The sequence below is a fragment of the Thalassospira sp. A3_1 genome (assembly GCF_017744215.1).
Taxonomy (GTDB): Bacteria; Pseudomonadota; Alphaproteobacteria; order Rhodospirillales; family Thalassospiraceae; genus Thalassospira; species Thalassospira lucentensis_A.
Window position 1 is genome coordinate 616,581 of record NZ_JAGHQQ010000002.1, and the last position, 11,831, is coordinate 628,411.

Here is an 11,831-nt window from a genome sequence, read left to right on the forward strand (position 1 = left end):
AAATGCATCCGGTACAATGCCGGTATTGGCTTAACGATCTAATTTGCGAGAAGGAAGTCGATGAAGAGTTGTCTCGTCGTCGATGATTCGAAAGTCATCAGAATGGTGGCACGCCGTATCCTTGAAGAAATGGGATTTGCGGTCATTGAGGCTGTGGATGGGCAGGAGGCAATTGATCGATGCCTTGAAGCCATGCCAGACGCGGTGTTGCTTGATTGGAACATGCCGGTGAAAAGCGGGATTGATTTCCTGCGGGAACTGCGCGCAGCACCTGGTGGCGATGAGCCCGTCGTCGTGTTCTGCACCACAGAAAACGATCTCGAGCACATTCAGGAGGCCATTACGGCCGGTGCGAACGAGTATATTATGAAGCCGTTCGACAGCGAGATCATCCAGGCAAAATTTGAGCAGGTGGGTCTGATTTAAGGTTCCTGTCAGCGTCGCTGTGCATTTGCCTTGGTTTTGGTCCGGTTGCTCTAACGGGAACGTCGGTACGTGGAAGACACGCCAATCCATCCGCCCTATAAAGTCCTGATTGTCGACGATTCCGCAATCGTGCGTGGTCTGGTAACCCGTATGTTGCAGGAAGACGACGATATCGAGGTCGTCGGTTCCGTCGCCAATGGCGAGGATGCCCTTGTGGTTATGCGCAAGGAAATCGGGATCGAGGCTGTCGTTCTTGATATCGAAATGCCGGTCATGGATGGTCTGACGGCATTACCCAAACTTCTTGAAATTGATCCGACGGTCCGGGTGATCATGGCATCAACCCTGACCAAGCGAAATGCCGATATCAGTTTCCAGGCGATGACGCTTGGTGCGGTGGACTACATTCCCAAGCCATCATCGGCCAAGGACCTTAATGTTGGCGAAGGCTTCCGGGCCGAGCTGCTGGACAAGGTCAAGGCATGGGCCGAACAGCGTCGCAAGATGCTTGGCGCCGAGCAGGTCCGTTACGAGGATCAGGCCGAGAACGTCGTGCCGGTTCCCGAAAACCCGGATGCCGCGCCGGAACACGATGTTCCACCAGCCAGCGATGAAGATGATCATGGCAATGCAAAGCCGGATGGGACGGATGCCCCTGCGCCGTTCCGGGCCGAGCTTTCGGTCGAACATCAGACTTTGCATAAACCGGGACGGGTACAGCGAAAGCGTTTCACCGCCGAACTGCGCCCGCGACCGACGCATCAGCCTGGTCGTCACGGACCGATGTCGACCCGCCCGATGCCCCAACCACAGCATCAGCCGCCGCAACATCCGCAACCGGCTCCAGCAAATACCGACGCCAAGGCTGCCGGTGCATCGGCTTTGACGCGTGATGCTGCCCCGTCTGCAGCCGCGACGCAGCCGCGTGATCCGGGTCGGTTGATCCGTGAGGCAGCCATTGCTGCAGGCGATACCAAGGCCGTTAATGCTGGTATCAAGCCATCTCGTCCGGGCAGTACCATTGTTTCCGGCGGCGCAACCGCACGCAATGCACCGGTTAAACCGGCTCCCCAGCGTGCCGCTCCGGCCGCACGCAGTCCAGCAGCTGCGGCTGCGGCGCGTGCCAAGGCACCTGCCGGTGCCGCCGCACCGGCGCCAGCACGACGCGCGATGACAACGGGGCAGATCAGTCTTCTTCCGGAAAAACGCATCAATGTCGAAGTGATTGCGATCGGCAGTTCGACCGGTGGTCCGCAGGCTTTGTTTGAAGTGCTACGCGGGCTTGCCGGTGTGCGGCAACCGATTTTCATCACCCAGCATATGCCTGCGACCTTTACCACAATCCTTGCAGAACACATCACGCGTTTGACGGGGCTTAAATGCCAGGAAGGCCAGACTGGCATGCCAATTCAGGGTGGGCAGGTTTACCTTGCCCCCGGGGATTACCACATGGTGGTAGAGGGCCGCGGTAACAGCAGGAAAATTGTTCTGAACCAGAACCCGCCTGAAAATTTCTGTCGCCCGTCGGTTGACCCGATGCTGCGCAGCCTTGTTGAAAGCTATGGTGGTAATATACTGACGGCTATCCTTACAGGTATGGGGCAGGATGGTATGTTGGGCGGGCGTGCTGTTGTGGGTGCCGGGGGAATGGTTGTTGCGCAGGACGAGCAGACAAGCGTTGTGTGGGGAATGCCGGGTGCCGCAGCGCATGCAGGCATTTGTTCAGCGGTTCTCCCCGTGGGTGGCATCGCGGCCTATATCAAAAAATTTGCAGGGGGTCGTTAAGCCGAGATGATGAGGCCGGAAGACTTCGATTTCGTTAGCAGACTGATAAAGTCAAAATCCGGGCTCGTTCTGAGCCAGGACAAGACGTATCTGCTCGAAAGCCGGCTGATGCCGATTGCGCGCAAGCGCGGGCTCAAGGACCTGACTGAACTGATCGCGGCGTTGCGCGGTGGTGACCGTGTGCTTGTCGAGGAAGTCGTCGATGCGATGACGACCAATGAAAGCTTCTTCTTCCGCGATACCAAGCCGTTCGACCAGTTTCGCCATGTCGTTCTGCCGCACATGATCAAGGAACGTGCTTCCAAACGCCATCTGCGGATCTGGTGTGCTGCTGCGTCCTCGGGGCAGGAACCTTATTCGCTGGCGATGATCCTTGATGAATTCAAAACCCAGCTTTCAGGCTGGCGGGTTGAAATTATCGGGACAGATATTTCGCGCGAAATCCTGACCAAGGCTCGTGCGGGTCTTTATTCCCAGTTCGAAGTCCAAAGGGGCCTTCCGATCCAGCTTCTGGTCAAGTATTTCCAGAAGAAAGAGGACCAGTGGCAAATCTCGCAGGAAATCCGGTCCAAGGTTCAATACAAGGAATTCAACCTGCTCGATGATTTCCGTCCTTTGGGGCAGTTTGACATCGTCTATTGCCGCAACGTGCTGATTTATTTCGATCAACCGACCAAGACCGATGTACTGGCGCGCATTTCCGCATTGATGCCCGATGACGGTTTCCTGTTCCTTGGCGGGGCGGAGACGGTTCTGGGCATTTCCGACAAATTCAAACCGCTGGCCCGTCAGCGCGGCATTTATCAGCTGAACCGTCCGGGAGCCCCGGATGTGGATGTTTCTGCGCTGGAAAAAATTCAGGCAGGCGGCGCTGCTGCGACGGCCGGGGCGGGCGCGGCGACGGGGGGCTTTGCCTTCCCGAAACCAAAGCATATGCAGAATGCAGCGGGTGGAACGACTGCTGGTGCAGGTGGCGGAACCGCAACGCAGCCGCGTCCGGGGCCTTCGACCGGAACCGCCGCGCGCCCGGCAACCACCACGGGCACCGGTTCAACCGGGACAGCGACCCGACCGTTGACAACTGGAACAACCGGTACTGCAGGCGGCACATATTCGCGCCCATCTTCGACCGGGACCAGCAGCACCGGTTCCGCCGGCACAGCCGGATCAACGTATCGTCGTCCATTGGGAACGGCCGGTTCGACGGGAAGCACACCGCCTGCACGACCATCCAGCGGAACAGGCAGTACGGGAACCGGTACAACGCGGCCGTCGACCACATTTGATCGTTCGCGTTTCGGTAAGCCCGAAGACAAGAAATAGAAAACCGGTACTTCTCGGTAAGCCATAAAGTACAAAGCAAAACGCCCCGATGAAGCATCGGGGCGTTTTTGACTTTGGGCACAGCGGAACGCGACGGCAGATGCGTTGCGATCAGGCGGCTGCGCTACTGTTGACGTCCGGGTCGCGCAGGACATAGCCCCGGCCCCAAACCGTATGGATGTAGTTGTCACCCTTGGTGGCTGACTGGATTTTCTTGCGCAGTTTGCACACGAAAACGTCGATGATCTTGAGTTCCGGCTCGTCCATCCCGCCATAGAGATGGTTCAGGAACATTTCCTTGGTCAATGTCGTGCCCTTGCGCAGCGACAGCAATTCAAGGATGCCATATTCCTTGCCGGTCAGATGCAGCGGCGACCCGTCAACATCAACGGTGCGTGCATCAAGGTTCACATTGAGCCTGCCGGTGGCAATCATCGATTGGGCATGGCCGCGCGACCGGCGAACGATCGCCTGAATACGTGCCAGCAATTCGACCTTGTCAAACGGCTTGGTCAGGTAGTCATCCGCACCGAAACCAAGTCCTTTGACCTTGTCTTCGGTTTCGGTCAACCCCGACAGGATAAGCACCGGGGTTTCAACGCGTGCGTCGCGCAACCGTCTGAGAACTTCATAACCGTCGATATCCGGCAGCATGAGGTCTAGAAGAATAATATCGTAATCATAAAGTTTACCGATCTCGAGGCCATCCTCCCCAAGATCCGTGGTATCGACAACCATGCCTTCTGATTTCAACATCAACTCGATGCTGTCAGCAGTGGCATTGTCGTCTTCGACAAGCAGCACCCGCATGTTCCGCTCCGTTACCGTGTTCCGCAAAAATTCCGTGTTGATCCGGCTTATTCCGACAAGCGCCCCAACGATTGCCGTGTGGAAATTTTATTCCATTCCGTTAACGATACGTTGCTTTGCGACTCGTGGCAAGCAGGCGAGTCGCATCTTGTTAACTTTTTTTCACCGATAAAGGCGACTCGGTTCCGGAATGTGAAGTTTCCCAACGGTTTGCGCCGTTAACGACCATGCATGCCGATACCGGATTTTTAATGCCGATTTGGCATATACGGGTTTTTAATACCGTTTATGACACTTATATCTGGTGCGACGCGGACGAATTTGCCACCCTTTGACAGGATGGTGACGATAAAATTCCGGATCGCATCACGTATCGACACCCGTCAGACAGAAAAGTGCAAACGTGTTTCAGATTGGCCGAAACATCATCGCCGAACTTCGCCGCATTCCCGATTACAGGATTGTCGGGCGGGTTACGGCTGTTTTGGGGCTGCTGGTCGAGATTGGCGGGGTCGAAGGTGCCCTATCGGTTGGGGATCGTTGCAAGGTCAAACGTCGGGATGGCGAGGCCGTCATTTGCGAGGTTGTCGGTTTCCGGAATGAACGCGCTCTTTTGATGCCGTTCGGGATGCTTGACGGCATCGGTATCGGTTGCGAGGTCGAACTGGCCGACACCCAGCCACAGGTCTATCCCGATGAAAGCTGGCTTGGGCGTGTGGTCAACGCGTTCGGGCAACCGGTCGACGGCAAGGGTCCTCTGACCGAAGGTCCAACGCCCTATCCGATCCGCAATGCACCGCCATCCGCCCATTCGCGCCAGCGTGTTGCCGGAAAGATCGATCTGGGTGTGCGCGCGATGAACACCTTCCTGACCTGTTGCCGGGGGCAACGTATGGGGATTTTCGCCGGGTCGGGTGTGGGTAAATCCAGCTTGCTGTCGATGATGACCCGCCACACGACATCCGATGTATCGGTCGTCGGTCTGATTGGCGAACGTGGCCGCGAGGCACGCGAATTCATCGAAGACGATCTGGGTGAGGAAGGGTTGCGCAGGTCTGTCGTCGTCGTTGCCACATCGGACGAACCGCCTCTGATGCGTCGTCAGGCAGCCTATATGACGATGGCACTGTCGGAGTTTTTCCGCGATACCGGGCGCGATGTCCTGTGCATGATGGATTCTGTAACCCGTTTTGCCATGGCCCAGCGTGAAATCAGCCTGTCGGTGGGCGAGCCACCCGCGTCAAAGGGCTATACACCGACGGTATTTGCCGAATTGCCACGACTGTTGGAGCGTGCCGGGCCGGGGGGGCCGGGGCAGGGATCGGTCACTGGCCTGTTCACGGTGCTGGTCGATGGCGATGATCATAACGAACCGATTTCCGATGCGGTGCGCGGTATTCTTGACGGGCACGTTGTGCTGGATCGCGCAATTGCCGAACAGGGACGATATCCGGCCATCAATATTTTGCGCAGTGTGTCGCGTACCATGCCGGGCTGCAATAACGAGCATGAAAACCAGATCGTTTCGCGTGCCCGCCAGTTATTGGCGACATACGAGGACATGGCCGAACTGATCCGTCTCGGGGCCTATCGTCTGGGGACGGACCCGAAGGTGGACGAGGCTATCCATTACTTCCCGCTGATCGAGGAATTCCTGAAGCAGCGCAAAACCGAATGCACCCGTCTGGCCGACGGTTACGCTGAATTGGCACGTCGTCTTGATCTGGCACCCGCGCAGCAGGAAGCCCCTGATGGAGCTGGTCAACCGGCAGCCAATCCGCAAGGCGCAACCGTCATGGAACGCAATCGTCTTCGGCCCCAGGTTAACAGCCGTTCAACCGCCGCAAATACGGGGAATGATCTGAATGCAGCGAAGCGTGCGCTTCGGCGTGATCAGCAATGAGATCATGATCATGCTGAAATGCCGTGCCAGCGATATTTCGGGTAACTGACAGCGATGGCCAAGGATTTCAAAACCCTGATACGTATGCGCAAATGGGCGCTGGATGACAAACGCCGTGAACTTGGCGAGATGCAGGGTGTGCTGAATAATCTTCTGGCGGAAAAGGATGCACTGGAAAAAGCGGTGGTCGAAGAGCAGAAGGTAGCGGCCGAAAACCCCGAACTTGCCGGTTTCGCCTATGGCTCTTTTGCCAGTGCCGTCATTGCCGAGCGCGCGGCACTGGTCAAACGAATATCCGATCAGGAAGCCAAAATTGACGCGTTCCGTGACGAGGTTGCCGATGCGTTCAAGGCCGTGAAGACCGCTGAAATTGCCGAACGCAACCGCGTCGAGGCGGAGCGTGCGGAAGAAGACCGCAAGGAGCAGGCCGAACTTGACGAAATCGGGGCACGTTCCGCCACCCGTGATGATGGCCTGATTTAAGTTGGGTCAGGCCGAGATCGAAACACCTGTTTCAACGCCGGTTACCCGGCGGAGTTCATCCGGGGTCATGGCAAAGACCGTCTTGGGTGTTCCTGCCGCCAGCCAGATCGTTTTTTTCGACAGCAGTTTTTCATCAATCAGGGTTTCGACCGGTCCGACATGGCCAAAGGGCGGCACGCCGCCAATGGCATAGCCGGTCGAGGTGCGGACATCGTCCGCCGTGGCCTTGCGGATCGAAAGACCGCCAATCAGACCGGCAACGCGTTTTTCATCGACCTGATCGGCACCGTTCATGATGATCAGGATTGGTTTGTGGCGTTCGGTCATGAACACCAGCGATTTTCCGATATCACTGATATCGCAGCCGATTGCCGATGCGGCATCCGCAGCTGATCTGGTGCCATCGGGAAATTCCAGCACCTTGATATGATCAAGGCCATGCTTGTCGAAAGCATTTTGCAGGCACGAAGGAGGTGCGACCTGTTTCATTTGGTGGCTCCGAGCTCTTTGGCTTTGCGTTTACGCTTCTGATTGATCAGGTTCAGCGTTTCGACCCCAAGGCTGAATGCCATCGCGAAATAGATGTAACCTTTGGGGACATGGATTTCGACACCGTCCAGTAGCAGGACAAATCCGACCAGGATCAGGAAGGCCAGTGCCAGCATTTTGACCGATGGATGTTTCTCAACAAAATCGCCAATGGTTTTGGCCGCAGCCAGCATGACGAGAACCGACAGAACAACCGCGATCATCATGATCGATATATGATCGACCAGTCCAACGGCGGTAATCACACTATCGAGCGAGAAGATGATATCAAGCAGCATGATCTGGGCTATGGTCATCGCAAAGCCCGACATGATCTTGCCCGGTCCGTGTTCTTCGGGTTCGTCGATTGTGTGATGAATTTCCTTGGAGGCCTTGGCAATCAGGAACAACCCGCCGACAATCAGAATAAGGTCCCGGCCACTGACTTCCTGCCCGAAGGCGGAAAACATCGGGGCGGTCAGTTCCATCACCCATGCGATACAGGCCAGAAGCACAAGCCGCATGCCCATCGCCCCGATCAGGCCGATACGGCGTGCCGATTTCTGCTGATTTTGCGGGAGTTTGGATACGATCACCGACAGGAAAACAATATTATCGATGCCCAGCACGATTTCGAGCGCGGTCAGGGTGGCAAGCCCCATCCACATATGCGGATCCGTGACCCATTCAAACATGATCTGTTCCCGTTTCTGTGTTCCTGACCGCGATTTCCGCAGCACCGATAAGGTGTAATCACCAGCCATCTAACGCAAGCGTGAATTGATTTTAGTCTGCCAAGATTGGAAAAATGATGGCAACAAAAACAAACAGGTAACGCGGATGACGCCCGATTGTTTCAATCGGCTGTTATTTGTGGCCCATCCAGTAACAAGGATTTCCAAGATGCGCGTTTTTCTTGCCGGTCTGAGCATTGTCGCCGGTCTCGCGACAGCAGCGGTTGCCATCCCTGCCAAGGCCGACCCGGCACCCGATATCGGCAACTGGCAATCGGTTCTGGATCAGGCGCGCGGCCAAACGGTTTACTGGCATGCCTGGGGCGGGGAGCCGCGTATCAATGATTACATCGCATGGGCTGGTGCGCAGGTGCAGGAACGTTATGGCGTAAATGTCGTACAGGTAAAACTTTCCGACACTGCCGATGCGGTGGCAAAGGTGCTTTCGGAAAAGACGGCTGGCGTTGATGACGGCGGGGCGGTCGATATGATCTGGCTGAACGGTGAAAACTTCGCCGCCATGAAGCGCAATGATCTTTTGTTCGGTCCATGGGCGGAACAGACGCCGAATTTTGCCTATGTCGATGTCGAAGGCAAGCCAACCGTCATCAATGATTTCACGATACCGACCATGGGTCTTGAAGCACCGTGGGGCATGGCGCAGGTCAGTTTCTATTATGACACCGCGCGCCTTGATAGCGTGCCTAGATCAGCACAGGAACTTCTGGAATGGTTGGTTAAACATCCGGGGCGCTTTACCTATCCTCAGCCGCCAAACTATATGGGGTCGACCTTCCTGAAACAAATCCTGACCGAACTGGTTGAAGACCCCAAAGTTCTGCAACAGCCTGCAAATCAGGTAGATGCCGAAAAGGTATTGGCACCACTTTGGGGATATCTTGAAGATTTGCAGCCGCTATTGTGGCGCAATGGACAAGCCTACCCGCAAAACGGCGCGTCATTGCGCACGATGATGGCCGATAACGAGATCGATATCGCGTTTTCGTTCAGTTCCGGCGAAGTATCATCTGCGATCGAAGCTATGGAGCTGCCCGATACAGTCCGGTCCTATGTGTTTGGCAACGGCACGCTTGGCAATACCAACTTCGTTGCCATTCCCTATAACGCATCGGCCAAGGCAGGGGCGGTTGTGCTGGCCGATTTTCTGATGTCGCCCGAAGCCCAGTTGCGTAAACAGGATCCGCAATATTGGGGGGCCGATACGGTACTGGCGATGGATAAACTTCCTGCGGATATGCAAAAGGCCTTTGCCGATCTTGATCTCGGCATCGCGTCGCTGTCTCCTTCCGAACGTGGGAAGGTTTTGCCGGAACCGCATCCAAGCTGGATGGAACTGGTTGAAACCGAATGGCAGAAACGTTATGGCGTGGCCCAATAGACATACATGCTGCGGTTTTTTCCGGCTTTCACCCTTATTCTGATGATCGGTCCGGTTTGCGCCGGGCTGATCGGGACGATGTTGCCTGCATTCGGGTATCTTCCGGCGCTTGGTGGTGACGGAATATCGATTGATCCTTGGCGTGATTTGTTACGTCAGCCTGGATTGGCGATTTCTGTGCGGCTATCGCTTGTGAACGGACTTGTCGCCACCCTGATCTCGTTTTCACTTGTCATGCTGTTCTGTGCGGCGTGGCAGGGCACGCGGATTTTTGCGGTGATGCAGCGGTTATTGTCACCAATCTTGTCCGTGCCGCATGCTGCTGCGGCTTTTGGTTTGGCGTTTCTGATTGCACCAAGCGGCTGGATTGTTCGGGCGGTGGCACCGTTTGCTGGATGGGATCGACCGCCTGATATCGTGACCTTGCATGACCCGATGGGAATTGCCCTTATTGCCGGGCTGGTTGCCAAGGAAATTCCGTTTCTGTTGTTGATGACACTTGCCGCCTTGCCGCAGGCAGATGCAGACCGGACCCGTCAGGTGGTTCTGACGTTTGGCTATGGTCGTGTGGTCGGCTGGCTGAAAGCCGTATTGCCCCGAATCTATCCGCAAATCCGTTTGCCGGTATTGGCGGTGCTGGCTTATTCAACCTCTGTTGTTGATGTCGCGATGATCCTTGGCCCAACGACACCGGCCTCGCTGGCGGTACGTATTCTGGGCTGGTTGTCCGACCCGGACCTGTCGCATCGTTTTCTGGCCTCTGCCGGGGCGATGTTGCAGTTGATCCTTGTGCTTATGGCGATTGTGATCTGGTGGGGAGGGGAAAAGCTGGCCGGATTTTGGGGGCGTGTCTGGGCCGAAGGCGGGATGCGTGGGCGACGGGATGGAACCCTTCGCCGTTTTGCTGCGGGTGCGGCGATCCTCTCGGCAGGGGCCGTGTTCCTTGGGCTGGCAAGTCTTCTGGTCTGGAGCTTTGCCGGATACTGGTCGTTTCCGGAATTCCTGCCACGCAGTTTCAGTCTGCGTCTCTGGATACGGGAATACGACATGCTGGGCGCGATACTGTGGACGACACTTGTGATTGCAGTCTTATCGGTGATGGTTGCGATCGCACTTGTTCTTGGATGTCTTGAAAACGAAACCCGTCGGTTCCGAAAACCGGGGCAGGGGGCGATGTTATTGATTTATCTGCCGCTTTTGATGCCGCAGATCAGTTTCATGTTCGGACTTCAGGTGTTTTTCACTGGCATCGGGCTGGAACGTACGTTGATTTCCGTCGTGATCGTTCACTTAATTTTTGTGCTGCCCTATGTTTTTCTATCACTTGCCGATCCGTTTCGCGCCCTTGATCCGCGATATGGACAAACGGCCCTTTGCCTTGGAGCATCACCGGCACGGGTGTTCTGGCGGGTCCGGTTGCCTTTGCTGACCCGTGCGGTTCTGACGGCTTGTGCGGTCGGTCTTGCGGTCAGTGTCGGGCAATATCTGCCATCCCTTTTGATCGGGGCGGGGCGGTTTGCTACGGTAACGACCGAGGCGGTTGCACTGGCGTCGGGCGGAGACCGGAGGATGATCGGGATTTACGGGCTTTTGCAAATGATCCTGCCTTTTGCCGGTTTTGCTCTGGCTCTTCTGATCCCGGCTGTTGTGTTCCGTCAGCGGCGCGGCATGGCTGACCATAACAGGGTATAATGGTCATATGAGCAGAACCCTCAACCCCGATAGCACCACATCCAGCGGACTTGAATTGCGCCGGGTTTCCATTCGCCTGAACGGGCGGGGGCTGGTTGATATTGATATCGTGATCAAGCCGGGCGAGATCGTGACGCTGATGGGGCCAAGCGGTTCGGGTAAATCATGCCTGCTTGCGCATATTTGTGGAACATTGCCATCGGGCCGTGCCGCCGGGTTTGAGGTTGGCGGGCAGGTCGTGTTGAACGGAATGTCGCTGGATGGTTTGGCACCACAGGATCGTCATGTCGGTATTCTGTTTCAGGATGACCTTCTTTTTCCGCATTTATCGGTTGGAGGTAATCTGGCATTTGCCCTGCCGTCGACCATCTGCGGGCGCGACGAACGCAGGCATCGGATTGACGAAGCACTTGAAAGTGCCGGGCTGGGTGGCTTTACCGACCGTGATCCTGCGACATTATCCGGGGGCCAACGTGCGCGCGTGGCCTTGATGCGGGTGCTGCTGTCCGAACCCGATGCGCTTTTGCTTGATGAACCGTTTTCAAAGCTCGATACTGAATTGCGCGACCAGATCAGAACCTTTGTTTTTGATCAGGCACGTTTGCGCGGTCTGCCGACCCTTATGGTCACCCATGATCCTGAGGACGGGGCTGCGGCGGGTGGCAGGATCGTGAATCCGGTATAGCATGCAGGCGGTTTCTGCATGATTTTCACGCTGGTCAATCCGGGCGTTTGGTCCTAAGAGAAA

At 56.2% G+C, this 11,831-nt stretch carries 11 protein-coding genes; 8 read left to right on the forward strand and 3 right to left on the reverse strand.

Features of this window, described 5'->3' with window-relative positions; genetic code table 11:
- Positions 1–60 precede the first annotated feature (60 nt).
- From J7395_RS09880 to J7395_RS21070, 3 genes are all read left to right on the forward strand, one after another.
- The gene (locus J7395_RS09880; protein ID WP_062952925.1) at positions 61–426 is read left to right on the forward strand and encodes a response regulator; all 366 of its coding nucleotides are present in this window, start codon (positions 61–63) and stop codon (positions 424–426) included.
- Positions 427–495: 69 nt separating this feature from the next.
- Entirely contained in the window at positions 496–2,211 is a 1,716-nt protein-coding gene (locus J7395_RS21065; RefSeq protein ID WP_209221352.1) for a chemotaxis protein CheB, read from the forward strand.
- Positions 2,212–2,220: 9 nt separating this feature from the next.
- Positions 2,221–3,534: a protein-glutamate O-methyltransferase CheR gene (locus tag J7395_RS21070; protein WP_348541227.1), complete on the forward strand. Its 1,314-nt coding sequence runs from the start codon at positions 2,221–2,223 to the stop codon at positions 3,532–3,534.
- A gap of 111 nt (positions 3,535–3,645) precedes the next feature.
- On the opposite strand, the gene J7395_RS09895 is transcribed toward J7395_RS21070, so the two are convergent.
- The gene (locus J7395_RS09895) at positions 3,646–4,344 is read right to left on the reverse strand and encodes a response regulator transcription factor CtrA (RefSeq protein WP_007091320.1); all 699 of its coding nucleotides are present in this window, start codon (positions 4,342–4,344) and stop codon (positions 3,646–3,648) included.
- A gap of 403 nt (positions 4,345–4,747) precedes the next feature.
- Here J7395_RS09895 and fliI point away from each other — a divergent pair, with 403 nt between their 5' ends.
- Complete coding sequence (gene fliI, locus J7395_RS09900; RefSeq protein ID WP_097051043.1) at positions 4,748–6,247, forward strand: flagellar protein export ATPase FliI; 1,500 nt, start codon at positions 4,748–4,750, stop codon at positions 6,245–6,247.
- Between the two features lie 54 nt (positions 6,248–6,301).
- Entirely contained in the window at positions 6,302–6,730 is a 429-nt protein-coding gene (locus J7395_RS09905; RefSeq protein ID WP_062959878.1) for a flagellar FliJ family protein, read from the forward strand.
- A 6-nt stretch (positions 6,731–6,736) separates the two neighbouring features.
- On the opposite strand, the gene J7395_RS09910 is transcribed toward J7395_RS09905, so the two are convergent.
- Positions 6,737–7,219, reverse strand: a complete 483-nt coding sequence (locus tag J7395_RS09910) for a YbaK/EbsC family protein (RefSeq protein ID WP_209221354.1) — start codon at positions 7,217–7,219, stop codon at positions 6,737–6,739.
- Positions 7,216–7,953, reverse strand: a complete 738-nt coding sequence (locus J7395_RS09915) for a TerC family protein (RefSeq protein WP_062952918.1) — start codon at positions 7,951–7,953, stop codon at positions 7,216–7,218. Before J7395_RS09915 ends, J7395_RS09910 begins: the two co-directional genes overlap by 4 nt.
- Before the next feature lie 208 nt (positions 7,954–8,161).
- Between J7395_RS09915 and J7395_RS09920 the strand changes: the two genes are divergently transcribed.
- From J7395_RS09920 to J7395_RS09930, 3 genes are read left to right on the forward strand one after another with little or no spacing between them, the layout of a single operon-like run.
- Positions 8,162–9,391 (forward strand): ABC transporter substrate-binding protein, encoded by a 1,230-nt coding sequence (locus J7395_RS09920; protein ID WP_209221355.1) that lies wholly within the window; start codon positions 8,162–8,164, stop codon positions 9,389–9,391.
- Positions 9,392–9,397: 6 nt separating this feature from the next.
- Positions 9,398–11,083, forward strand: a complete 1,686-nt coding sequence (locus tag J7395_RS09925; RefSeq protein WP_209221356.1) for an ABC transporter permease subunit — start codon at positions 9,398–9,400, stop codon at positions 11,081–11,083.
- Between the two features lie 7 nt (positions 11,084–11,090).
- The gene (locus J7395_RS09930; RefSeq protein WP_209221357.1) at positions 11,091–11,768 is read left to right on the forward strand and encodes an ATP-binding cassette domain-containing protein; all 678 of its coding nucleotides are present in this window, start codon (positions 11,091–11,093) and stop codon (positions 11,766–11,768) included.
- Positions 11,769–11,831: the final 63 nt, after the last annotated feature.